The sequence below is a fragment of the Lelliottia jeotgali genome, assembly GCF_977070485.1.
Genome location: NZ_CDRVFO010000002.1, coordinates 422,718 through 447,040, shown reverse-complemented (window position 1 = coordinate 447,040; position 24,323 = coordinate 422,718). Strand labels below are relative to the sequence as shown.

Here is a 24,323-nt window from a genome sequence, read left to right as displayed (position 1 = left end):
CCCCTTTTCTTATTGTGCCGGCGCCGTTGCCGGCGGTGCGTCGTCGGTAACCCGCAGAATCCCCCACAGCCCCGAGGTATTGCCGTATGCGGCGTAGTCTCGGAACAGATAGTCGCCCGGCACCGCGTTGGCGCCCCCGGCGCTGGGCAACATGAAGCTGAAGTGCGCGGCGGGCAGCACGCTCTCCTGGGCACCGATGTACATCGACATCGGGTTGTAGCCAAAGCGCACCGAACCGATACCAGGCTGCTTCATCGGGTAGCCGTCGAGGTCGTTTTTCTCGGCCTGGTAGGCATGCAGTGGCCACAGGTGCCCGTCAAGCTGGTAGGTGATGCCACGGCTGCCGCCACTGGGCATCACCACATGGTTGCGCACGGGTTGACCGGGTTTGGCATACAGCACCGGGGTTTGCGGGTCGCTGCCCACCAGGGCATTGCTGTAGGCCATGTGCGCGTTGGGTACATCGCCGAAGCCAAAGCCATCGGCACGACCAAACGGAGCGTCCGGTGCCAGGCCGAAGCGCAACCACAGCGGCTCGGTCTTGTAGTTGATGGCCATGTTGCCGTTGTCTTTCGGGTCACCTGGCACACCGTTGCCTTCGGTGGCGATACCCTCCACCGGGCGGCCGTCGGCCCAACGCATGTTCAGCGCACGCTGCCAGACGGTGACGAAGTCGCGGTAGTCCGGCTGGCCACTGACCTTGACCGTGGCCTGGGTGCGGCTGGCCGCGTCCTCGGTAAAGGTCGCGGTCTGCGGCAGGATGCTCATGGCACCGACCAGGCCTTTCTGCGGTTGCTTGATGACATCCGCCGGGGTGAGGTTGAGGGCGCCGAACTCGATTGCCGTGGTGCGGATGTTGTCCACCGTGCGGCCCAGTTGCAGTACCGGCTTGCCTTCGCGTTCCAGGTGCCCGGCATAGTACTGGTACACCCTGGTCGGGTAGGCACCACTGTTACCGCTGCGCGGCGGTACGGTCTGCTCCGGGTTGAGGCCGACGTTGACGCCATCGGACTTGGTGATGTCATAGGCCAGCAGCTGTGCGTGCAGGCCAACGTGGCTGGAGGGCCGCATCAGGTTGTTGTTGAAGGCGGTGGCACCTTCGCTGTCGTTGCGATCGCGCTTGACCACGTTCTGCATCACCGCCGTGCTGGGCAGGTCCGGCATCACCAGCGGCAGGCGGTTCTCCAGGGTGATGCTTATGCAGTCGCCGGCATTGGCGCGCAGCACCAGAGGCTCGACCGGCACCCCGGCCTTGAGCTTGCCGGTGTTGGTGTCCAGGTCGGCCTTGCGCACATACAGCACGGCGGTCGGGTCGTGCAGTGGCGCGCTGTGCCCGCCCACGGTGAAGGTGGTGCCATCCTCCTCGTCGGTCACCGTCACCTGCGGGATGCTGGTGGTACGGCTGTTGAACACCAAGGTGCCACCATTGGCCTTCAGCGGGCCGCCGACGTGCTGGCCGATACCGGCCGGATCGTTGATGCTGACACCGTTGCGGTTTTCGAGGATGTCGTTGGCCAGCGCGGCAACGATTTCGTAGTTGCGCTTGACCGTTGGCCGGCTGCCGACGCCGCTGGGGTTGGCCGTGGTTCTCGGGCAGATGCCATCGAAGTTGATGGTGTTGCGCATGGCCACCGGCTGCGGGTTGTTCGGCAGCGCGAACAGGTCGGCACGCTGCGTGGTGTAGTTGCGCATGACGCCCCAGATACCGTTCCAGTAGCCTTCCAGGGCCGCGTCCAGCGAATACAGGTAGTCGCCATTGGTGGCCGCGGAGCTGGAGATCATCGACACCGGCGCCAGGAAGCCCAGCTGCTCGGATATGCCGATCATCTGCGAGGCCTTCCACCCCGAGTTGGAGCTACTGCCGTAGCCGGTACCGTTCTGCAGCCATTTGACGCCGTGCATCGTGACGTTGTGCTCCTCCTCATAGCCGCCAGCGTGCATACGCAACCGCACGTTGTCGCCAGAGTAGGTACGCAGCATCGGGGTGAACGGGTCGCCTGGCTCGCTGCCTGCCGTATTGATGTGCGGCGGGAACAAGGTGGTGCCACCCGTCGGGCCGACCGCGGAGTTGATCGCCGAGGGCGCCAGGTTCATGGCCGGGATGGCACGGTCGGTACGGCTCTGCAGGGCATAGCCCAGGTCGCCGCCGAGGCCGTCGGCCTGCATGCCGCGTTTGCCGTCCGGAGCGACCTTGTTCGGGTCGAACACGCGCAAGGCCAACGGCTCGTTGCGGTAGTTGACGACGAACATGCCCGGGTCATCCACGGAGATCGCCTGTGGGCATGGCCGGGTCGGGCAACCAGGATTGAGGCCACCGCGCGATTCGACGATCGACTCCAGCAGGTTCGAGGCCTTCTGCCGCACGGGTGGGTTGATGGCGTAGCGGAAGCTGTCGGCCGTGGCTGGATAGGCCTGGGCGTTGGGCACACCATCGGGACCGGCGCCCACATACACGCCGGCTTCATAGGCATGCTGGAAGTCGCTGTACTCAAGGAAGAACTCGCGATAGCTGTCGTTCTTGCCATCACCGTCATTGTCGCCGGTACTGATCACCGCCTGCCACGAGGTCGGGCCACCGTCCTGGCGCAGGGCGGGGTTGTACAACTGCTCGCCGGTTTCGGCGTGGTGCCAGGTGGAGCCGGCAGGCTCGGCCAGCACAGTGGCATACAGGCCCAACTGCTGGTGGGTCGATGGGCCGAAGTGGTCATGGGTGAAGATGGTGCCCAGGCCGCGGTCGACGTTGTGCACGTTGATCAGCGGGTCGGCGAACCAGCGCTGCATGGCTGTGCGCGCACCCACCCAGTCGGCCCGGCCAAAGCGGCCGAAGTACGGGTGCAGCTTGGCCGTCGGGCAGGCGGCAGTGCCGTCGCGGCTGTCGCCCTGTGAGCAGCCATTGAAAGCACGGATGGCGTTCACGCGTTCCACCACGCTGCCGGGCGAGAGGACACCGTCCTCGTAGTTCCAGCCGTTGGCCGAACCGTCGGCTGCGGTCAGGTCCCACTTGGGCAGGTGGATGTGCTGGCCGATCACATCGGTCGGTGTACGCACCTGGTAGTCGTCCATTTCATAGAACGCCGGGATCAGGTTGGTTTGTTGGTACATGGTGCAGTCGAAGGTGTTCATGCGCATCACCAGCGGCTCTGGCGGGCGCTGCTTGGTGATCACCGGCCATGCGTCTTCCCACAGCGCAAGGATGCGCGCCTGTGGGAAGTGATAGCCGACCTTGTTGTACACCGCGTCGAACTGGATGTTGGCCGCCTTGTAGATACGAGGGCGGTCGGCAGTGAACGTGGAGGCACCACGGAAGGTGATACCGCCCAGGCTCTCGCCGCTGAAGTATTCGCCCGTGGACGAGGCCTGGGTAAGGCGTTTGCCGCGGTCATCCATGCAGGGTTCGAAGAAGGGGGCGCCGGCGGTTGGCAGTGCGCCATTGGTGCGAAACGCCTTGGCCACCGGTTGGCTGCCAGGGATCAGGGCAAAGCTTGGGTGCTCGGCCTTGGCGTGGAACTGCATGGCGGCCTGCTCGACGTCGGTGCCCTCCTCGGGCAGGTAGATCGGCTTGGCCTTTTCTACCACCTTGGAGAAATCCAGCTTGGTGGTGGTGGTGACGGCTTCACCCCCAGCGGACACACCATCGAGCGCATGACGGCCCAGGCCGCCGTCCCAACCGTCGACCTGGTTGCCATCGAGGTTGGCCCACAGTGCTGCGCCGCTGTCCTTGAGCTGGCGCGCCATGGCCGGGTCGAGCATGTCCAGCGGCGGGGTCGGCGGACGCTGGCCGACGCTGCTTTCCATACCGCCGATCCAGAAGGGGTAACCTGGGTTTTTCAGGGTGCCGTCAGCGTTGCGGTTGGTTTCGCTGCGGTCGACCAGCGCCAGCGAGCCTACAGCCTTGGCTGCGCCTGGCGCGTCGCTGTGATCGTCATCGCCGTGCTCTGGGTCTTCGTGATCCTCGTCATCCTCGGCGATCAGCTCTTGAGCCAGTTTCGGCACTACCACGACCTTGCCCGGCATCGGCGCCATGGCTTTGCCTGGCAGCGGCACGATCGCCGGGATCGGCGTACCTGCGATGATTTCGCCGTCGGGCAGCGCCCGTGCGCCGGCCGCCGGCTTGCCGCTGCGCAAGGCGAACGGCGTGTCATGGAAGCCGTCCTCCCCCTGCCCGCTGACTTCCAGGCGGGTACCCTCTTCGAACACATCGTGCACCCGCCACATGGCCCACATGCCTTGGGCGAAGTGCGGGTAGAAGTGGCAATGGTAAATGGCATCACCCGCCACACGGTTGCGGTTGCCCGAGCCGCCGTTGGCGATCTCGTAGGTGTACCCAACACCTGGGCCTATGCCCTGGGCGTCGATGTAGTCGGAGTTGTCGTCATTGGGGTTGAACAGCCACTGGTGGCCGTGCAGGTGGAAAATGTGTTGCTCATGGCCGTTGTGGGTGTTGCGGAACTTGGTGAAGTCGCCAATGTAGCTGTGGTGCACGTTGGCAGGCTCCGACGGGTACAGGGCCATGCTGGCCTTGACGCCAATGGCGTTTGCCGGTGGGGTTTCGCCTGGGCGAATGTGTTCCAGGCCAATGTTGGCCGGCACGTCCACCAGGGTGCCGATATCACCCACGGTGTGCGCGCTGAGGAAGAACTCCTCGTAGGCGCAGGACAGGCAATCATGCATGGGCCCGACCCCCAGGCGGTTGGCCACGACTTCCGCGCCCATGCCCCCCGAGCCGTAGTTGATCATGAACGCGTCGCGCGTAGGCTCCAGCACATGCCCCATGACCGGGTCCGCCCAGTAGCCGGGGAAGGCCTGAGTGGCGGCCACTTCATCGGCAAACTGCGAGGCGAAATCGCGGAACGCTTCCAGGCGGTTGGGCAAGGCCGGGTTGCGCTTGTTGATGCTCTCCAGCGGGTAGGTGGAACGCGGGAAGCTGCCGTCCGGGTTGGGCCCCATGACAATGGCGTCGGTTTCACTGCTGAGGATTTCGTTGCCGTCGACCATGGCGATGATCGGCTTGCCGGCCTTGCCTTCGGCTATCCACGGCTCAACCTGTGGGTAGCGGGCCTCGTAGTCGACCACGGGCTGGCCGGTGGCGGCACGGGCGGTACTGGCCAGGCGCATTTCCTCTTCGGTCAGGGTATTTCGATAGGTGCGCCCACCTTTGGGCACCACCACCACCTGGCCGAACAGGCCATTGGCTACGTTGCCGGCGTTGCCCTGGCCGCCGAACGTGGCACCCTGGCTGGTGGCGGCGAAGGCACCTTCGCGCTCGGCGTAGAGGGTGTAGCTGCGGGTAGCGCCAGGGGCGATCAGGAAGTTGCCATTGCGGCCGGTGTTGGCGGCAATGTCGCCGATGCTGTTGACGGCCTGAAGGCCGTTGACCTGAAAGCCGACGTGGCGATCAGTGACCTGCTCGTCGACGACGAAGTTCTCGCCCCCGTCATTTTCCACTTCTGCGGCTTCTTCGGCGTCTTCGCCTTCTTCTCCCTCTACACCTTCGACCTCGTTTTCATCATGGTCGATACCGTGTTTGTTGGGATTGGCCTGGTAAGCCAACAGGTTGGTCAGGTTGACCGTCAGGCAATCACCGGCGGCAACCCGCAGCACGATGGGACGTGGGCGTTTGTCCGGGCGCAGGGTCACTTTGCCCGGCACTGCGGCGCCCCCCTTGCTGAGCGGTACCTGATGCTCGTCCACTACATCCTGACGCAGGGCGAACATCATGCCGTTGGCGTTTTGCGCGCCAAGGCGGTTGAACATCAGGGGCTGGTCCAGGGCGATCACGTTCGCCACCAAGGTGCGCTGGCATTGCACAGCCGCCTCGCTGGTCGCCGTCCAGCCCATCAGGGCCAGTACAAGTGATGTGAGGACGGGGCCTTTGCTGGGGGTCGACATGCTGCACCTCCGGGACACAGGAACTGTGCAAGAGGGTCAGCAAGGTGCATGCCAGAAGAGAATATCCTTTCTATTCAATAACTTGGCTTTCGAATCGAACCGGATTGGGGTGAATTCCCCGCTGCGATCCCCACATCGGGGGATGGTATTCATTGTCATTGCGGGGGATTGGGTAAACGGCTTGTCAACAACCCTTGGAAAAAATTGAACGTCCGCGCTCACTTGCTTTCAAGATGATGAGTGACATCAACTCCCAGGAGCCCCGCAACGATGAAGATGCCCGGCCGCGCCCCCAACGCCAACGTGCAACTCGATTATGTGCGCGACACGCTGTTCGGCCCGGTAGCCCTGAGCGTTGAATGCCAGTGCCAGCTTGCCGCGCTGAACTTGCAGGGCCGCCCCGCCCTGCGCTTGCATATCTGCCCGCCGCTTCCGGACAAAGTCGAGCGCGCGCACAGCGTAGCCTTCGTGTGGGATGGTCGCAGTTACCACGGCGTTGTTCGTGACAAGGGCAAATGCGGCGATGGTGGGCTGAACCTGCTGGTTGAACTGCAATAAGCCGATCTACCGACTTTAAGTGGCCTGATGCCGGAATATGTGCGCCCGGCCAGCCTCGGCTGACCGGCGCACCCGAGCAATCAGGCGATCGCCCTTAGCGACGCTGGTTGACTGTCGCGCAGCGCATGCAGGTGATCGACCAGCTTCACCACGTCACGGCAACTGTTCAGGCTCTGCAACGAAACCCCGCTAAGCGTCACGCCCTGCTCCATATTTGGCCCCTGACCCAAGCGGATGGTCAGGCTGGTGCCATCCAGGCAACTGACTTCACAGTGATCAGGCAGGCAGGCCTGTTCAATCATTTGCCGCATTTCCAGTATCGAAACGCCTATCAATGACATGTTACGACCCTCTCTTCAGTGGATGGCCTGTTTATTGGAGTACGCCTTTGGCAGGCGGGGTGCCAATTGATAATGAGCATGCCAAGGCGGCCGTCCATGCGCCGGGGCAATGGTGATGCGGGAGATCATCTAGCACCTTAGTAAAAGAACGGACGCGCCCCACTACCGTTCGATCCAATGATGGCACTTCGCGACAAGCGGTCAGCGATGCAAGGCTGGTCAGTGGGGCTCGACCGCCATCTGGCCGAAGCGCCCGGCATGGAAATCATCGAAGGATTCGGCAATTTCCGCCTGGCTGTTCATCACGAATGGCCCATAACCCACAATCGGTTCGTCGATCGGCTCGCCGCTGAGCAACAGCACACTCGCTCCGTCCAGCGCTTCGATGGCCACGTCTTCACCCGCTCGCTCCAGCAATACCAGGCTGGCCGGCCCGGCTTCACGCTCACCGTTGACCCTCACAGTGCCACGCAACACTATCAGCGCAGCATTGCGGCCAGCAGCGACAGGCAACTGCACTGCAGCACCTGCGCCCAGGCGCATGTCCCAGACATCCATCGCGGTGAAGGTGCGCGCTGGGCCTGGATGTCCCTGGTAGCTGCCAGCGATCACCCGAAGGCTACCTGCCTGCCCCGCCAACGGCACTTCAGGGATATCGGCTGCCAGCAGCGTCTGGTAACCGGCAGCGGCTCGTTTGTCCTGCGCAGGCAGGTTGACCCACAGCTGCACCATTTCCAGCATACCGCCACTGCGGGCGAACGCCGGGGAATGGAATTCCTCGTGAAGGATGCCGTTGGCGGCCGTCATCCATTGCACATCGCCAGGGCCAATCAGGCCTCCGGCACCGGTGGAATCACGGTGTTCCAGTTCGCCCTGATAAACGATAGTGACCGTTTCGAAACCACGATGTGGATGCTGGCCTACGCCGCGCCGGGCACTGGTGGGCGTGAATGCATGGGGGCCGGCATAATCCAGCAGCAGGAACGGGCTGATCTGCTTGGCCAGGTTGTCGTAGGTGAACAGGCTGCGCACCGGAAAGCCATCCCCTACCCAGTGGGTGTGAGGGCTGCGGTGAATACCCAGGATCTTTTTCATGAGAAGTCTCCTCTCTAAGGCTGGGTTAACCTTACCAATGAGACCAATCAGCCGGTAGCCCGCGCAAATGGCATGCATCGTTCCAGCAATGGAACAGTGATTTAGCCCTGCAGGTAATCCAGTATCCGCTGCGCGGCCATGCCCGGGTCTTCCTGCATGAAACAATGGCCTCCGGCGACCTGGCAGGCTTCGACCCTGGGGTTGATCGACGCCAGCCGCTGCACCGAATGCGGCACGAAGGGATAGGTCTGTTCGCCATACAGCACCCGGGTTGGCGCCTGGATGGCGGCAAGATGCGCCCACATGCGCGTCGGAAAGGAACTGAAAATCTCAACTTCACGGCTGGGCCGGCACTTGAGCACCACGCCCTCACCGCAATCGCCGATGGCATGTTCGATGTAGGCCTGCAGCGCCGCATCGCTCCAGCCCTTGAAGATGCCCCGCCCTTGCAGGGAGGCCAGCGCCGCTTCGCGGTCGGGCCAATGGCTGCGGCGGTTGGCGGCCTTGCGTGCCAGGGCATGCCGGCGATGCAGCCCCACCAGCGCGGCGGCCCCCATGACCCCGATCATGCGCCGGCTGAACAATACCGGGTCAAGCAATACGGCGCGCTCGAACAACGCAGGGCTGCTGGCCAGGATCAGCCCAGTGAGCACGCCGCCAAAGCTGTGCCCGAGTGCATAGCGAGGTACGTCGCCATACTCGCCACGGCCCGTTTCGAAAGCCTCCACTGCCAACTCAGCCGTGCGGTTCCAGCCGCGGAACACACCGCCATGGTCACTGTCGCCATGCCCCTGAACATCACTGAGCCACAGGTCGAAGTGCTCGCCGAGACGCGCCAGCATCGGCTGGTAGGCCAGGCAGCAGAAGCCATTGCCGTGCAAGAAATGCAGCAGCGGCTTGCCGCTGGCCGGCGAGCGCCAGCCGCGTAAGGTGAAACCTTCGGAGCATTGGTGAGACCAGGGAATCAACTGCATCGGTTTGCCGTACTCTACGCGTTACGAAAACGCCGATTCTACAAACAGCAGCGGGTAAAGCGATATCACTAGCAGCAAGGCCATCAGGACATTGAACAGCATCAGCCAACGCGGGTTCTGCAGCAGGTTGCGCAGCGCACTGCCAAACATCACCCACACGCCGACGCTGGGCAGATTGACCAAGGCGAACACAGCCGCGATGACGATCACGTTCATCACATAGCCCTGGGCCGGTGTGTAGGTGGTGATCGCCCCTACCGCCATCACCCACGCTTTGGGGTTGACCCACTGGAACGCTGCTGCCCCCCAGAAGCCCAGAGGCTTGCGGGCATTGGACGAATCGGCGCTCAACGGCCCGGAGGTGGCGATTTTCCAAGCCAGGTAGAGCAAATAGGCGGCGCCCACGTAACGCAGCACGGTGTACAACGCAGGCCAGGCCTTGAACACCTCGCCAAGGCCCAGGCCAACGGCCAGTACCAAGACCATGAAACCGATGCTGATGCCCAGGGCGTGAGGGATGGAGCGACGCACGCCAAAGTTCACCCCTGATGCCAACAGCATGGTGTTATTGGGGCCTGGGGTTATCGAGGAAACGAAGGCAAACAGCACAAAGGCCATCAGCAGGTCGAAAGAGGCGAGCATGGCAGGCATTCCAGAATCGTTATGAGTGCTGTCACACTACGGCAGTCGCCTTCCGCACAACCGGTACAGTTACATTAAATTACGCAGATACACATGACTGTATCGATACGACGCACTGCTTTCCAAGGAAGCCCAGCATGAGCCTTACCATTCGCCCCGCAGTACGTACTGATGCCGCACAGATTCTTGCATTCATCACCGAACTGGCCGAGTACGAGCGTGCGCGCCATGAAGTGATCGCCACCCTTGCCGATATCGAGCACAGCCTGTTCGATGAAGGCAGCACGGTGCACAGCCTGATCTGCGAACGCGATGGCCAGGCAGTGGGGTTTGCCGTGTATTTCTACAGCTATTCGACGTGGCTGGGGCGCAACGGTATTTACCTGGAAGACCTGTACATCACGCCTGAGCAGCGCGGTGGCGGCGCGGGCCGCGACCTGCTGCGGCATATTGCCCGCGAAGCCGTGGAGAACCGCTGCGGGCGGCTGGAGTGGAGTGTGCTGGACTGGAATGAACCGGCGATCGGTTTCTACAAGTCGCTGGGGGCCGAGCCGCAGGATGAGTGGGTGCGGTACCGGCTGGATGGGGACAAGCTGCTGCAGTTTGCCCGCGGTTGATCGGTAACCTGTGTGAGCTTGCCGGCGATGCAGACGCTGCGGTGCAGGGCACCGGCTTCGCCGGTGATCGCCGGCAAGCCGGCTCCTACAGGTACCCCGCTGCTCTCAAGCTCAGCGCAAACCCAGTGGGAGCCGCCCGTCACGCGCCGCTGCGCACCCGTTGCATCACCGCGCCCACCAGCACCACATTGACCAGCGCCAACAGGCACAAGGTCACCAGCACCCCCATCGCGCCAAAGTGCTCGAACAGGTAGCCCCCCACCAGCGGCGTCAACGCTTGGCCGATCAGCGATGGCCGCGACATGCGCCCCATCAACAGCACGTATTGCGCAGGCGGCATCATCGCCAAGGGCAACAGCCCGCGCACGATCGCCCGCAAGCCATTACCACAACCGAACACCAGCAGGCCCACGGCCGTGGCCGCCGGCACCAGCGTCACCAACAGCAGGCCGACCAGCACCAGGCTGACCCAAGCCAAGGCCGTCCAGATCGGATGGCGCTGGCCGGCCAGAATCTGCAACACCCTGGAGGCCACCTGGCTGGGGCCGAGCATCGCCGCCAGGCCAATTGCCACCGGCAGCGAGTGCCCAAGGCCCTGGAGCACGGCCACCAGTTGCACGGCAATTGCCGTCATGATGATCGCGCCAATAGCGAACATGCTGGTCAACAGCAGATAAAGCTGGCGATCGACCCCGATCGCGTTGCCTTGATCCTGTGCCTTGCGCACCTCCACCCGCCCCCCGGCCGGCAACACTCGCCAATACAAAGGCGCCACCACCACCAGCAGCACGAGCGCATAGCAGGCGCAGGTGGTGCGCCAGCCCAGGTGTTCGATGGCCAAGGCCACTGTCGGCCAGGACAGGGTCGAAGCGAAGCCGGCGATCAGGGTGATGCCCGTGATTGCCTTGCCCGCACCCTCGCCATACAACCCGCCAAGGGTGGCGAACAGTGCCTCGTACAGCCCCATCGCCATGCCGACCCCGATCACCGCCCAGGCCAGCAGGAACAGCCCCAGCCCTTGGCTGACGGCCATGAGCAGCAAGCCCATCGCGACCACGGCGCCACTGGCGGCCATCTGCGGACGGCCACCGTAGCGTGCAACCAGGCGGCTGGACAGCGGGGCAAGCAGCGCCGAGACCATCAAGCTCAGCGATAGCGCACCGTACACCCACTGGCTGGGCCATCCAGTGTCGCGGCTGATGGGCTCGGCCATCACCGCCATGAGGAAGAACGAACCGCCCCAGACCAGTATTTGCAGGATGCCCAGGCAGACGATGCCAAAGGGCCCGGGGAGTTGAGGGGAGCTGTTCACTATCGGGCCTTGGGTCACATGCGCGGGAGGATCAAAGCTGGCACCCTACCATGCCCGCCATCGATGAAATATCCCGACATATCATTGCGCGTGATAATAACCTTCGCTGCGTTCGATTCGTGCGTCACGCGCAAGGCACTCACACTCCGCCCACTACTAATACTTTGGCGGAGTTCTCCATGGACCACTCACTCAAACCCTTGCGCTTCCCCCTCGCTGCCCTGGCAGTGGTGGTGCTCAGCGCTTGTGGCCGCACCCCAGATGCCGTGCAGGCTCCCGCCGCGCCCAAGGTCACCGTCGCCAAAGTGATCGAGCAGCCGATCAACGAATGGGACGAATTCACTGGCCGCCTCGAAGCCCCGGAAACCGTCGAAGTGCGCCCGCGCGTATCCGGCCAGATCGACCTGGTGGGCTTCACCGAAGGCGCCCAGGTCAAGAAAGGCGACCTGCTGTTCCAGATCGATCCACGCCCGTTCCAGGCCGAAGTGCGCCGCCTCGAAGCACAATTGCAACAGGCCAAGGCCACCGCCATCCGCAGCGCCAACGAAGCCCGCCGTGGCGAGCGTCTGCGTGACAGCAACGCCATCTCCGCCGAGCTTGCCGAGTCGCGAAGCAGCGCCGCCGCCGAGGCCCGCGCCGGTGTCGATGCGATCCAGGCCCAGCTTGACCTGGCCCGCCTGAACCTCAGCTTTACCCGTGTCACCGCGCCGATCAGCGGCCGTGTCAGCCGCGCCCAGTACACCGCCGGCAACATCGTCACTGCCGATGTCACGCCACTGACCAGCGTGGTCTCCACCGACAAGGTCTATGCCTACTTCGACGCCGACGAGCGCGTGTACCTCAAGTACACACAGCTGGCCCGTGAAGGGCAGCGCGGCCAAGCCACTCCGGTTTACCTGGGCCTGACCAACGAAACCGGCAACCCGCACCTTGGCCAGATGAACTTCGTCGACAACCAGGTCAACCCGCGCACCGGCACCATCCGTGGCCGTGCCGTGTTCGACAACCGCGACGGCCAGTTCACCCCTGGCCTGTATGCCCGCCTGAAGCTGGTGGGCAGCGCCCAGTACGACGCCGTGCTGATCAACGACGAAGCCGTGGGCACCGACCTTGGCAAGAAGTTCGTGCTGGTCATGGACAAGGACAACAAGGCGACCTACCGCGCCGTGGAACTGGGGCCCAAGCTCGAAGGCCTGCGTATCGTGCGCAGCGGCCTGGGCAAGGATGATCGCATCGTGGTCAAGGGCCTGCAGCGGGTACGCCCTGGCTCGCCAGTCACCCCGCAAGAAACACCCATGGCCAGCGAACAGACCCTCGCCGCCCTCGCCCAGCAGCGCCAGGCTCTAGAAGCCAGCAACCCGCCGCCGAAGGTTGCCGGCACCAATGCAAAAGTCGCCAGCGCCCAAGCGCCGCGCGGTTAAGGGACAACACCGATGAACTTTTCGAAATTCTTCATTACCCGGCCGATCTTCGCTGCGGTGCTGTCGCTGGTGCTGCTGATCGCGGGTTCCATCTCGCTGTTCCAGTTGCCGATCAGTGAATACCCGGAAGTAGTGCCGCCTACCGTGGTGGTGCGCGCCAACTTCCCGGGCGCCAACCCCAAAGTTATCGGCGAAACCGTCGCCGCACCGCTGGAGCAGGCCATCACCGGTGTCGAGAACATGTTGTACATGTCCTCGCAATCCACCGCCGACGGCAAGCTCACCCTGACCATCACCTTCGCCCTGGGCACCGACCTGGACAACGCGCAGGTTCAGGTCCAGAACCGTGTCACGCGCACCCAGCCCAAGCTGCCGGAAGAAGTGACCCGTATCGGTATCACCGTCGACAAGGCTTCACCCGACCTGACCATGGTGGTGCACCTGACTTCGCCGGACAATCGCTACGACATGCTCTACCTGTCCAACTACGCCATCCTCAACATCAAGGACGAGCTGGCACGCCTGGGCGGCGTGGGTGATGTGCAACTGTTCGGCATGGGCGACTACTCGCTGCGGGTGTGGCTCGACCCGAACAAGACCGCTTCGCGCAACCTGACCGCCGGTGACGTGGTCGCGGCCATCCGCGAGCAGAACCGCCAGGTTGCCGCGGGCCAGCTGGGTGCCCCGCCCGCCCCCGGCTCGACAAGCTTCCAGCTGTCGATCAACACCCAGGGCCGGCTGGTGAACGAGGAAGAGTTCGAGAACATCATCATCCGCGCCGGTGCCGATGGCGAAATCACTCGCCTGAAGGACATCGCCCGGGTCGAGCTCGGCTCCAGCCAGTACGCCCTGCGTTCGTTGCTGAACAACCAGCCGGCGGTGGCCATTCCGATCTTCCAACGCCCCGGTTCCAACGCCATCGAGATCTCCGACGAAGTGCGGGCGAAGATGGCCGAGCTGAAGAAAGACTTCCCTGAAGGCATGGACTACAGCATCGTCTATGACCCGACCATCTTCGTGCGCGGCTCCATCGAAGCAGTGGTGCACACCCTGTTCGAAGCGCTGGTGCTGGTGGTGCTGGTGGTGATCCTGTTCCTGCAGACATGGCGCGCCTCGATCATCCCGCTACTGGCTGTGCCGGTGTCGCTGATCGGGACCTTCGCGGTGATGCACCTGTTCGGTTTCTCGCTCAACGCCCTGTCGCTGTTCGGCCTGGTATTGGCCATCGGTATCGTGGTGGACGACGCCATCGTCGTGGTGGAGAACGTCGAACGCAATATCGGGCTAGGCCTCAAACCGCTGGAAGCCACGCAAAAGGCGATGGGCGAAGTGACCGGGCCGATCATCGCCACCGCCCTGGTGCTGTGCGCAGTGTTCGTACCCGCCGCGTTCATCTCCGGCCTTACCGGGCAGTTTTACAAACAGTTCGCCCTGACCATCGCCATCTCGACCGTGATTTCGGCGTTCAACTCGCTGACCCTGTCGCCAGCCCTGGCCGCAGTGCTGCTCAAGGACCACCACGCACCCAAAGACCGTTTCTCGCGGCTGCTGGAAAAACTGCTGGGCAGCTGGCTGTTCGCCCCGTTCAACCGCTTCTTCGACCGCGCCAGCCACAGTTACGTCGGTGGTGTGCGCCGGGTCATCCGCTCCAGCGGCATCGCCCTGTTCGTCTATGCCGGCCTGATGGGCCTGACCTATCTGGGCTTCTCGTCCACCCCGACCGGCTTCGTGCCGGCCCAGGACAAGCAGTACCTGGTGGCATTCGCCCAGTTGCCTGACGCCGCCAGCCTCGACCGCACCGAGGCGGTGATCAAGCGCATGAGCGAAATCGCCCTGAAGCAACCTGGCGTGGCCGACTCGGTAGCCTTCCCGGGCCTGTCGATCAACGGTTTCACCAACAGCCCCAACAGCGGCATCGTGTTCACCCCGCTCAAGCCGTTCGATGAGCGCAAGGACCCGAGCCAGTCGGCAGCGGCCATTGCCGCCGCCTTGAACGCCCAGTTCGCCGACATCCAGGATGCCTACATCGCGATCTTTCCCCCACCGCCGGTACAAGGCCTGGGCACCATCGGCGGCTTCCGCCTGCAGATCGAGGACCGCGGCAACCTGGGCTACGAAGCGCTGTACAAGGAAACCCAGAACATCATCGCCAAGAGCCACAACGTGCCGGAGCTGGCAGGCCTGTTCACCAGCTACCAGGTGAACGTGCCCCAGGTAGATGCGGCCATCGACCGGGAAAAGGCCAAGACCCACGGCGTGGCGATCACCGACATCTTCGACACCCTGCAGGTTTACCTGGGTTCGCTGTACACCAACGACTTCAACCGCTTTGGCCGCACCTACCAGGTCAACGTCCAGGCTGAGCAGCAGTTCCGCCTTGATGCCGAGCAGATCGGCCAGTTGAAGGTGCGCAACAACCTGGGCGAGATGATCCCGCTGGCGACCTTCCTGAAGGTCAGCGACACCTCCGGGCCTGATCGCGTGATGCACTATAACGGCTTCATCACCGCGGAAATCAACGGTGCGGCAGCCCCGGGCTACAGCTCCGGCCAGGCCGAAGCCGCGATCGAGAAACTGCTGAACGAGGAACTGCCCAACGGCATGACCTTCGAGTGGACCGACCTGACCTACCAGCAGATCCTCTCCGGCAATACCGCGCTGCTGGTGTTCCCGCTGTGCGTGCTGCTGGCGTTCCTGGTGCTGGCGGCCCAATACGAAAGCTGGAGCCTGCCGCTGGCGGTGATCCTGATCGTGCCGATGACCCTGCTGTCAGCAATCACCGGGGTGATCGTCTCCGGTGGCGACAACAACATCTTCACCCAGATCGGTTTGATCGTACTGGTGGGCCTGGCGTGCAAGAACGCCATCCTGATCGTCGAGTTCGCCAAGGACGAGCAAGCCAAGGGCCTCGACCCGCTGGCTGCGGTGCTGGAAGCCTGCCGCCTGCGCCTGCGGCCGATCCTGATGACCTCGATCGCGTTCATCATGGGCGTGGTACCGCTGGTGTTCTCCTCCGGTGCCGGCTCGGAAATGCGCCATGCGATGGGTGTAGCGGTGTTCTCGGGGATGATCGGCGTGACCGTGTTCGGCCTGTTCCTGACACCGGTGTTCTTCTTCCTGATTCGCCGTTTCGTCGAACGTCGCCAGGCCCGCAAGGCCGAACGCGTTCAATCGCTGGAGAACCACGCATGAAGCTGCTCAAACCCCTGACCCCGAGCCTGCTGGCACTGGCCCTGGCGGCCTGCGCGGTAGGCCCGGACTACAAAGCGCCGGACACTGAGCCTGCGCGTTTGGCCAGCGACATCCAGGCCAAGGCCTTCGACCGTAGCCGCTTCGAAAGCGTGTGGTGGAAGCAGTTCGATGACCCGGTACTGAACCAGTTGGTGCAGGCTTCGCTGGACGGCAACCGCGACCTGCGCGTGGCGTTTGCACGGCTCAAGTCGGCGCGGGCGATCCGCGATGATGCCGCCAATGACCAGTTGCCGGTGGTCACCAGCCGCGCCAGCAGTGAGATCGGCAAGGGCCAGGTACCCGGCCAGACCGATCAGCGGGTCAACAGTGAGCGTTACGACCTGGGCCTGGACATGGCCTGGGAGCTCGACCTGTTCGGCCGTATCCAACGCCAGATCGAAGCCAGCGACGCTCAGGCAGCTGCCGCCCAGGCCGACCTGCAGCAGTTGCAGGTCAGCCTGATCGCTGAACTGGTCGATGCTTATGGCCAGCTGCGGGGTGCACAACTGCGCGAGAAGATCGCCGTGGCCAACCTCAAGACCCAGCAGGAATCGCGCAGCATCACGGTGACCCTGCGCGACGCCGGGGTCGGCAACGAGCTCGATGTGGTGCGCGCTGACGCCCGCCTGGCCGGGGTCGAAGCCACAGTGCCGCAACTGCAGGCCGAGCAGGCACGGGCTCGCCACCGCATTGCCACCCTGCTCGGCCAGCGCCCGGATGCCCTGAGCGTGGACCTCTCGCCCAAGGCCTTGCCGGCTATCGCCAAGGCCCTGCCGGTGGGCGACCCGGGTGAACTGCTGCGCCGCCGCCCAGATATCCGCAGTGCCGAGCGCCAACTCGCCGCAGCCACCGCCAATGTGGGCGTGGCGACTGCCGACCTGTTCCCGCGGGTAAGCCTGAGCGGCTTTTTAGGCTTTACCGCGGCGCGCGGTTCGCAGATCGGCTCGTCGGCAGCCAACGCCTGGGGGCTGGGGCCAAGCATCACTTGGGCTGCGTTCGATCTGGGTAGCGTGCGCGCCCGCCTGCGCGGTGCCAAAGCCGATGCAGAGGGTGCCTTGGCCAATTATGAACAGCAGGTATTACTGGCCCTGGAAGAGTCGGCCAATGCCTTCAGCGACTATGACAAGACCCAGCAGCGGCTGCTGTCGCTGATGCGTCAGAGCGATGCCAGCCGCAAGGCGGCAGATCTGGCCTCGGTGCGCTACCGCGAAGGTACGGTGGATTATCTGGTGCTGCTCGATGCCGAGCGTGAGCGGCTGAGCGCCGAAGATGCACAGGCGCAGGGTGAGGTTGACCTGTATCGCGGCATTGTCTCGATCTACAAGGCGCTGGGCGGCGGCTGGCAGCCGGACTCGGTGGCCAGCGTGCGCTGATTTCCCACTTTTCAAACGACTCCTTTGGTTGGTTCCTCCCCCAACCGTTTGCCCCGCTGGCCTTGGCTTGCGGGGCTTTTTTTGGTTTGTTTACAGGTCGCTGATAGTGCGGCCGGGCACATGCCTTGATTGCTGTGGTGCCCTTGCAGCCCACGCCAATCTGCCCCAAGCTTCCACTTCCTCCGCCATGGCCCCCTCCGATGCCCACACGCCACCGCTACCTGATCGCTGTGTTACTGCTGATTCTGGTATCAGTCGGCATCGTCTACCTGCGCCGGGATACCCCGCCAGCACAACCGACACTTCCCCCGCACAGCTACGCCAAAGCCCTGCGCCAGGCTCATGAAGGCCAACCGGGCGCCGCGCGGGTGCTCTACCAGCAACTGCAACGCAACGACCTGGCGCCGATCCGCCGCGCAGCCTTGTACGCAGAGCTGCCTAACTACCCTTCACCACAAGCGCTGAAACTGGCCCGCATGGACCTGGAAAACGATGAACCCTTGGTCCGTCGTGCAGCGATCGCCAGCATCCGCCGCCTGCTGCCTGCGGCACAGCGCAGCCTGGTTCTTGGCCCCCTGCTGGATGATGCCGAGCAAAGTGTACGCTTCGCCGCCGTGGATGCCTTGCTTGGCCTGGACCCCGACGCCATTGGTCTGTACTTCGGCCCACTGCAGGCCGCACTGGAGCAATACCAGCAAACGCTGGAACAACAGCCCCAGGATGCCGCGGCCCAGGTACACCTGGCACGCCTGTATCTGCATGAGAATGAGTACACAGAGGCTGCATCCGCCCTGCAACGTAGCCTCGCGTCAAACCCGGACAACCTCGACGCCCTGGCGACCCAGGTACGCTTGCTCGAACGTCAAGGCCACCACGACCAGTCCCGGCAGGTACTGGCACAGGCACTGGCGCTGCGCCCGGATTCGGCCTTCCTGCAACACGAACTGGGGCGCTGGCTGATCCGCCATGGCCAGCGCGAATTCGCCCTGCTCGCTTTGTCCCGCGCAGTCGAGCTGGAGCCGGACAATGCCGACTATCGCTATAGCCTGGCAGTGACCCTGCACGACCTGGAACAGTCCGATGCAGCGCAAAAGCAGCTCGAAACCCTGCTCAGCCGGCAACCGGCAAATCGCCGGGCGCGGGTGTTGCTGATTCAATACTGGAAAGAAACAGGCCAGTTGCAGAACGTTCAGGTGCTGCTTGCCGAACTGGAGCGGCAAAACCCTGACGATCCGTTTCTGCAGCAGGGGCTTTAGATGCGTTGAACCCTAAGGGATTGCCTGTGGTCCAGTGGGTATCGGCCCATTCACGGCTTGGCCAGGCATGGCAGCCCTTAAGGAGAATCACATTGGCCAGGTCGCTGTCGCTCGACGAACGTGCCTTGATTCTGGCACCCAGGCAACTTGCCACGCACGCCTCGACGTTTCTGACGAGCGCTGGCATCGATTGCCTGTGTTCGCGTGACATGGCCCACCTGCAGGACGGACTTGGCAGTGGCGCAGGCTTGGTGGTCATCGACGAACACATGCTCAACAGCAGCCAAAGCGGACTGTTGCAGGATTTCATCGACCAACAACCGCCCTGGTCGGACTTGCCCATCGTACTGCTCACGCAAACCCCGCGACCGTCAACCAGCCCCTGCACGCCCGCCGACCATCCACTGGGCAACCTGACGCTGCTGGCCATTCCGTTCGAAAATGAGCAGTTACTGGAGCTGATCAAGGTGGCACTTCGTCACCGTCGCCGCCAGTACCTGGCACGCGACCAGTTACTTGACCTGCAGCAACGCCTGGAGGCTCACAGCGAGGCACAGCAAAGCACGGAGCAAGCGCGGCACCAGACCCGCAAGATGGACGCCATCGGGCAATTGGCCGGCGGTGTGGCACACGACTTCAACAACTTGCTGACCAGCATCGGGGGCAGTTTCGAACTGATCGACAGGCGGTTGAAACAGGGCAGCACCAAGGGGGTGGAAAGCTTGCTGCACAGGGGGCAGGAGGCCGTTTCGCGAGCAGCGCGCCTTACCCATCGGCTATTGGCGTTCTCATCCAGACAGTCGCTGCAGAGCCGTCGCATTGACCTGCAGGCAATGCTACAGCCACAACGGCTGGAGACCGCACTGCAACACGGCGTGATACTGCAACTGACAGTGCCCCAAAACACCTGGCCAGTGGCCGGCGACGACACACAATTGCAAGAAGCCTTGGACAACCTGCTGCTCAATGCCTGCGAAGCCATGCCCAACGGCGGGAAGGTGCGTGTCGAAGCCAGCAATCGAAAGGTAACGGCGAGGCAGTTTGCCGATGGCAGCCTGGCGGTGGGCGACTATACGTGCCTGAGCGTCACTGACGAAGGCCAAGGCATGTCACAAAGCACACTCGAACATGCCTTCGAGCCATTCTTCAGCACCAAACCGGTGGGCCAAGGTATCGGTCTGGGCCTTTCGATGGTCTACGGCTTCAGCAAACAGTCCCAAGGGCATGTGGTACTGCATAGCCAGATAGGCCAAGGCACCCGCGTGGACCTTTACCTGCCGCGCCACCTGGAGCAAGAACAAGCGCAGGCTCCCGCAGCGCCACCACTTTCACGGCGTAGCGGCCGCACGATCCTGGTGGTCGAAGATGACCCGGATGTGCGCCAGCTTTTGTGCCAGACCCTTAAGGAGCAGGGTTTCCCGTACCGCAGTGCGTGCAATGCCAGTGAGGCCCTGCAAATATTGCGCTCCTCTGAGGCAATCGACCTGCTGGTCAGTGACGTAGGCCTTCCGGGCATGAACGGGCGGCAATTGGCAGAAATCGCCCGTACCTTGCACCCGCATCTGCCCATATTGTTCATCACCGGCTACACCGAAACGGCAATGGCAAGGGAGGGTTTTCTCGGGGCAGGCATGCAATTGATGTGCAAACCATTCGAACTGGCGCAATTTCATGCCCGAGTGATGCAGATTCTAGGTGAGGCCTGACGGGCTCATTCGTCCAGCAACAGCAGTGCCTGGTCGGCCAATGTCGACAATTCAAAGGGTTTGATCAACAGCGCCGTGCCTGGCATTTCCAGTATGTGCGGCTCCAGCGGTTGATCCACATAGCCGGTGATATACAGTATCTTCTGGTCAGGTTTGATGATGCGCATGGCTCTGGCCATCTGACGACCACTCAAGCCCCCAGGCAGCCCGATGTCGGTGATGACCAGATCAAACGGGCCATCTTGACGGAAACACTCCAGCGCAGTATTAGCGTCTCTCACATCAGTGACCGTAAAACCCCGCTCGCGCAGATACTCGCCCATGACCGTGCGCAGGCTGTGCTCGTCGTCTATCAACAACACGCGCTGCCCGTTTGCCAGTGACGTCTGTGGCACCGGTACGGCAGGCGCTTGCGGTATCTCTTCCAGGCATCGCGGGAATAGCATGCATACCTTCGTACCTTGGTCAGGTGACGATTCGATCCACACGTAACCGCCTGATTGCCCGACGAAGCCATGCACCATCGCCAGCCCCATCCCTGAGCCACGCCCAATGGGTTTGCTGGTGAAAAACGGCTCGAAGGCCCTGGCCACATCCTCTGCCGGCATGCCATGGCCATCGTCCATGACCTGCAAACCCAGATAGTCACCCGGCGGCAGGCCACCTTCTTCAGGAAACGCCGAGGCCAACCGGGTGTTGATCGTGCGAATCGCAACATTGCCCCGGCCCAGGCAAGCTTCACGTGCATTGGCGCACAGGTTGATCACGCTGTTTTCCAGTTGGCCGACATCCAGGCACACGGTCCATGGCTCGACATCCAACTCCCAGGACAAACTCACTTCAGCCCCGAGCACATGGCGCAGCATCGGCTCCATGGCGGTCAGCTGGCAGTTGATATTCAAAGGTGCAGCAGCAAGGGGCTGATGGCGGGAGAACGCCAGCAGCCGGTGGGTAAGGCTCATGGCGCGCTGCACCGAATCGCGCGCCATCTCCACGTAGCTGTCGATAAGCTCCATCCGGCCTTGGCTCATACGTCGCTGCAACAATTCCAGGCTGCCGCCAATACCCGACAACAGGTTGTTCATCTCATGGGCCAAGCCGCCAGCCACTTGACCGACTGCCTCCAGCCTTTGAGTGTTGCGCAACAGTACCTGGGACTGGCGCATGGCCTCTTCACGGTCGTCGGTAATGTCCCGCCCAACGGCCGTCAGTACAGAACCGTCGAAGCTGCCACTCCAGTGGAACCAGCGGTAATGCCCGTCGACATGGCGCACACGTGTTTCGAGCTCTGAAGGCCCTCTGTCGTTGACGAAATCGATTGCAGCCGCTTCAACTTCATCCCTGTCGGCCGGATGAACCAGATCCAGGATCGACGTACCCTGCACCTGAAGCTCGCTCCAGCCCAGGGCGCGATGCCAGGCCGGGTTGGCCGCGATCATTTTGAGGTCCAGGCTCACGGTGAGCATGGCATCACGTGATAGGCGCCACATGTAATCGCGGTCTGCCATGTATCGCGCCATCTGACGCTCGAATGCCTGCGCCTGCTCGCGCCACCTGTCATGCGCTGCAACACTGTCAGAGCTCTGGATCACGGTATGCAGCATACCCACAACTTCATGTTGCTCGTCACGAATCGGCGCATAACTGAATACGTACAAGCGCAGGGCACCAGTCTTTGCGCACTTGATCTGATGAGGCTGATCTTCGACAAAACTGGTACCACCTTCCAGTGCCTTGAACACCCATGGGCCGATATCGTCCCAGACGCTGTTCCACAACGAATCGAAGCGCATGCCCAGCGCTTGGTCCAGGCCACCGATCAGCGCCACATAGGAATCGTTATGGACAACGTTCATGTTCGGCCCCCAGACCACTGCACTGGGGAACGACGACATCAGCATCATGTCGATCGCAATGCGCAACGTGGCATCCCAGTGCGGCAAAGGCCCAAGGTCCGTATCCCGCCAGTCGAACTGCACAATCCTTTCCCTCATGCCAGCAGTCGACTGTGCAGGGGTAGACAGTGCCATGCCACGCGGCGAGGTATCACAAGGTGTACTGTTAGCTACCAAGATGTTGATTCCACTGTTGCTCTAGATTCAATGAGGTGTTCCTGCATCATCGGCTCCACGGTCAAGCGCTGCAATAGGCCATGTGCGAATCGCACCGATTCTGGCACCTGGGCAGGCAGTGCTTACAACGCCAGCTATGCTTTATTGGCTTCCCGCGCCATGCGCTGACTTCCCCGGTTGATTACAGGCAGGAGTGTCGTGATGAGCAAGAAAATTCTGGTGGTACTGACCAATACCGCCAAATATCCGACCCTGAATCGCGCAACCGGTTTATGGCTGGGTGAAGCTGTGCATTTTGTAGAGACGGTTCAGCAAGCTGGTTATACAGTAGACTGCGTCAGCCCCGGCGGCGGCTACGTGCCAATCGATCCGCACAGCTTGCAGATGGCGCCCGAGATGGATTGGAACTACTACAACGACAAGGGTTTCATGAACCGCCTGGGCGCCTCGCTAAGCCCCGGCCAGGTCACGGCAGACGAATACTGTGCCATCTATTACACCGGTGGCCATGGCGTGATGTGGGACTTCCCTGACAACCCGCAATTGCAGGAGCTGGCGCGCAGGATATACGAGAAGAACGGCGTGGTGGCGGCTGTCTGCCACGGCGTCGCAGGGCTGCTCAACATCAAACTCAGTGATAACAAGCTGCTGCTCAAGGATCGCCAGGTCACCGGTTTTTCCAATACCGAAGAAAAGCTTGCCGAACTTGAGGAGGTGGTGCCTTTTCTCACCGAGAACGAACTGGGCGCGCGAGGGGGCAGTTACAGCAAGCATGATGACCCCTGGAAGCCCTTTGTTGTCTGTGATGGCCGCCTGATCACAGGGCAAAACCCCGCCTCTACGCGTTTACTGGCAGAAAAAGTAGTTCAGACGCTCAACCCGTAATCATTCTTACGCCGCAACTGCGCAAATCCTCAGTCAGACACGGTTGGGGATTACAGTAGCGACTCCGCTGAATACATAGGCTCTCCGGTCAACTGTCCATCTCGGACAACTCGGATCAGGAGGGCTGCAGTCCTATGTCAAAATTCAGGGTTCTCGGTCGCAGCATGATGGCGCTGTTGTTGACGCTGGCGATCAGTTCGATACCTGTTGCCTCAGGCTTGATGGTGATGATCTATCAGCACGATAACAAGCTCAAGGAGACGGCTCGCGTATCGTTGAAAGAAGCCATCTTTTCCATTGATATGTCCCTCAACCGCTTGCACGACGCGGCCGTGGTGGCAATGCCGCTGGCTGGCAGCGCTTGCGAGACAGCCAAGGCGCCCCTGTTGAAACAAGTTCAAGACGTCCGCTACCTGCGAGCGTTGGCCTTGACTGTCGATGCGCGTGTCTACTGTGACACCCAGGTTCCTCCCCGTACGAAAAGCAGATTTACGACTACCTCGGAGTCTCCGGTACAACTGATCTTCGATTCTCCTACAGCGCCCAATGCAGTGCTTGTCGCCTACCAACTTCGTCGCGAAAACCTGAGTGTGATCGCGTCAACCTACGGCATGGAACTTCGCAACGAACTGCGTGCATTTCAAACCGGGCTGGTATTGCTGCTGGAGTTCGGAGATTTTTACATCTGGGCCGATGGCGACAGCCGAGACCCTGCCCGCCCCTCTCAATCCGAGTTCTTAATGACCGGAAAATCGGACAAGTACGGCTACACCGTGAAGGTCGGCTATCCCGACGGCTTTGCCGCTAATGAAAGGCGCCACATGCTGATGCAGATCCTGCCATCGCTTGCGTTGATTGGCATCATCACGGGTTCGATCTTCTACTGGGGGCTGTTCAGGCAATGGGGTAAACCTGGCTGTGCCGCCGCCCAGAATCCGTGACGGCGGCACA

General features: G+C 62.3%; 16 protein-coding genes. 9 read left to right on the top strand and 7 right to left on the bottom strand.

Going from position 1 to position 24,323, the window contains the following annotated elements; all coding sequences use genetic code 11:
• Positions 1-9: 9 nt before the first annotated feature.
• Complete coding sequence (gene mnxG, locus ACW4TB_RS04520; protein WP_279933144.1) at positions 10-5,889, bottom strand: manganese-oxidizing multicopper oxidase MnxG; 5,880 nt, start codon at positions 5,887-5,889, stop codon at positions 10-12.
• Positions 5,890-6,159: 270 nt separating this feature from the next.
• On the opposite strand from mnxG, the gene ACW4TB_RS04515 reads away from it, so the two are divergent.
• Entirely contained in the window at positions 6,160-6,447 is a 288-nt protein-coding gene (locus ACW4TB_RS04515) for a hypothetical protein (RefSeq protein ID WP_012314315.1), read from the top strand.
• An 80-nt stretch (positions 6,448-6,527) separates the two neighbouring features.
• Here the strand turns inward: ACW4TB_RS04515 and ACW4TB_RS04510 are convergent, their stop codons facing one another.
• From ACW4TB_RS04510 to ACW4TB_RS04495, 4 genes are all read right to left on the bottom strand, one after another.
• Positions 6,528-6,758: a DUF1652 domain-containing protein gene (locus ACW4TB_RS04510; RefSeq protein WP_455842892.1), complete on the bottom strand. Its 231-nt coding sequence runs from the start codon at positions 6,756-6,758 to the stop codon at positions 6,528-6,530.
• Between the two features lie 249 nt (positions 6,759-7,007).
• On the bottom strand, positions 7,008-7,883 hold the full coding sequence (locus ACW4TB_RS04505) for a pirin family protein (RefSeq protein WP_254467763.1): 876 nt from the start codon (positions 7,881-7,883) through the stop codon (positions 7,008-7,010).
• A 101-nt stretch (positions 7,884-7,984) separates the two neighbouring features.
• Positions 7,985-8,857: an alpha/beta fold hydrolase gene (locus ACW4TB_RS04500; RefSeq protein WP_254467762.1), complete on the bottom strand. Its 873-nt coding sequence runs from the start codon at positions 8,855-8,857 to the stop codon at positions 7,985-7,987.
• Between the two features lie 21 nt (positions 8,858-8,878).
• On the bottom strand, positions 8,879-9,499 hold the full coding sequence (locus ACW4TB_RS04495; protein ID WP_455842891.1) for a LysE family translocator: 621 nt from the start codon (positions 9,497-9,499) through the stop codon (positions 8,879-8,881).
• Positions 9,500-9,636: 137 nt separating this feature from the next.
• Here ACW4TB_RS04495 and ACW4TB_RS04490 point away from each other — a divergent pair, with 137 nt between their 5' ends.
• Positions 9,637-10,116: a GNAT family N-acetyltransferase gene (locus tag ACW4TB_RS04490; RefSeq protein ID WP_012314310.1), complete on the top strand. Its 480-nt coding sequence runs from the start codon at positions 9,637-9,639 to the stop codon at positions 10,114-10,116.
• A 139-nt stretch (positions 10,117-10,255) separates the two neighbouring features.
• On the opposite strand, the gene ACW4TB_RS04485 is transcribed toward ACW4TB_RS04490, so the two are convergent.
• Positions 10,256-11,428, bottom strand: a complete 1,173-nt coding sequence (locus ACW4TB_RS04485) for an MFS transporter (protein ID WP_012314309.1) — start codon at positions 11,426-11,428, stop codon at positions 10,256-10,258.
• Between the two features lie 179 nt (positions 11,429-11,607).
• Between ACW4TB_RS04485 and mexE the strand changes: the two genes are divergently transcribed.
• The 5 genes from mexE (at position 11,608) to ACW4TB_RS04460 (ending at position 20,415) form a co-directional block, all read left to right on the top strand.
• On the top strand, positions 11,608-12,849 hold the full coding sequence (gene mexE / locus ACW4TB_RS04480; RefSeq protein ID WP_012314308.1) for a multidrug efflux RND transporter periplasmic adaptor subunit MexE: 1,242 nt from the start codon (positions 11,608-11,610) through the stop codon (positions 12,847-12,849).
• A gap of 12 nt (positions 12,850-12,861) precedes the next feature.
• Positions 12,862-16,041 carry an efflux RND transporter permease subunit gene (locus ACW4TB_RS04475; protein WP_012314307.1) on the top strand — a complete coding sequence of 1,060 codons (3,180 nt, stop codon included), beginning with the start codon at positions 12,862-12,864 and terminating at the stop codon, positions 16,039-16,041.
• A complete protein-coding gene (locus ACW4TB_RS04470; protein WP_279933138.1) occupies positions 16,038-17,453 on the top strand; it encodes a TolC family protein in 1,416 nt (471 codons plus the stop codon). Before ACW4TB_RS04475 ends, ACW4TB_RS04470 begins: the two co-directional genes overlap by 4 nt.
• Positions 17,454-17,653: 200 nt before the next feature.
• Positions 17,654-18,709 (top strand): tetratricopeptide repeat protein, encoded by a 1,056-nt coding sequence (locus tag ACW4TB_RS04465; protein ID WP_012314305.1) that lies wholly within the window; start codon positions 17,654-17,656, stop codon positions 18,707-18,709.
• A gap of 92 nt (positions 18,710-18,801) precedes the next feature.
• Positions 18,802-20,415: a response regulator gene (locus ACW4TB_RS04460; protein ID WP_254467761.1), complete on the top strand. Its 1,614-nt coding sequence runs from the start codon at positions 18,802-18,804 to the stop codon at positions 20,413-20,415.
• 5 nt (positions 20,416-20,420) lie between these two features.
• Here the strand turns inward: ACW4TB_RS04460 and ACW4TB_RS04455 are convergent, their stop codons facing one another.
• Positions 20,421-22,409, bottom strand: a complete 1,989-nt coding sequence (locus ACW4TB_RS04455; RefSeq protein ID WP_279933135.1) for a hybrid sensor histidine kinase/response regulator — start codon at positions 22,407-22,409, stop codon at positions 20,421-20,423.
• Positions 22,410-22,688: 279 nt separating this feature from the next.
• On the opposite strand from ACW4TB_RS04455, the gene ACW4TB_RS04450 reads away from it, so the two are divergent.
• Together ACW4TB_RS04450 and ACW4TB_RS04445 are read left to right on the top strand one after the other, a co-directional pair.
• A complete protein-coding gene (locus tag ACW4TB_RS04450) occupies positions 22,689-23,372 on the top strand; it encodes a type 1 glutamine amidotransferase domain-containing protein (protein WP_279933198.1) in 684 nt (227 codons plus the stop codon).
• Positions 23,373-23,506: 134 nt separating this feature from the next.
• Complete coding sequence (locus ACW4TB_RS04445) at positions 23,507-24,313, top strand: CSS-motif domain-containing protein (protein ID WP_254467759.1); 807 nt, start codon at positions 23,507-23,509, stop codon at positions 24,311-24,313.
• The last annotated feature ends 10 nt before the right edge of the window (positions 24,314-24,323 follow it).

Bases quoted from the DNA above. Each gene is read 5' to 3' on its own strand.
- mnxG (WP_279933144.1), bottom strand. From the start codon at position 5,889: ATGTCGACCCCCAGCAAAGGCCCCGTCCTCACATCACTTGTACTGGCC.
- ACW4TB_RS04515 (WP_012314315.1), top strand. From the start codon at position 6,160: ATGAAGATGCCCGGCCGCGCCCCCAACGCCAACGTGCAACTCGATTAT.
- ACW4TB_RS04510 (WP_455842892.1), bottom strand. From the start codon at position 6,758: ATGCGGCAAATGATTGAACAGGCCTGCCTGCCTGATCACTGTGAAGTC.
- ACW4TB_RS04505 (WP_254467763.1), bottom strand. From the start codon at position 7,883: ATGAAAAAGATCCTGGGTATTCACCGCAGCCCTCACACCCACTGGGTA.
- ACW4TB_RS04500 (WP_254467762.1), bottom strand. From the start codon at position 8,857: ATGCAGTTGATTCCCTGGTCTCACCAATGCTCCGAAGGTTTCACCTTA.
- ACW4TB_RS04495 (WP_455842891.1), bottom strand. From the start codon at position 9,499: ATGCTCGCCTCTTTCGACCTGCTGATGGCCTTTGTGCTGTTTGCCTTC.
- ACW4TB_RS04490 (WP_012314310.1), top strand. From the start codon at position 9,637: ATGAGCCTTACCATTCGCCCCGCAGTACGTACTGATGCCGCACAGATT.
- mexE (WP_012314308.1), top strand. From the start codon at position 11,608: ATGGACCACTCACTCAAACCCTTGCGCTTCCCCCTCGCTGCCCTGGCA.
- ACW4TB_RS04475 (WP_012314307.1), top strand. From the start codon at position 12,862: ATGAACTTTTCGAAATTCTTCATTACCCGGCCGATCTTCGCTGCGGTG.
- ACW4TB_RS04470 (WP_279933138.1), top strand. From the start codon at position 16,038: ATGAAGCTGCTCAAACCCCTGACCCCGAGCCTGCTGGCACTGGCCCTG.
- ACW4TB_RS04465 (WP_012314305.1), top strand. From the start codon at position 17,654: ATGCCCACACGCCACCGCTACCTGATCGCTGTGTTACTGCTGATTCTG.
- ACW4TB_RS04455 (WP_279933135.1), bottom strand. From the start codon at position 22,409: ATGAGGGAAAGGATTGTGCAGTTCGACTGGCGGGATACGGACCTTGGG.
- ACW4TB_RS04450 (WP_279933198.1), top strand. From the start codon at position 22,689: ATGAGCAAGAAAATTCTGGTGGTACTGACCAATACCGCCAAATATCCG.
- ACW4TB_RS04445 (WP_254467759.1), top strand. From the start codon at position 23,507: ATGTCAAAATTCAGGGTTCTCGGTCGCAGCATGATGGCGCTGTTGTTG.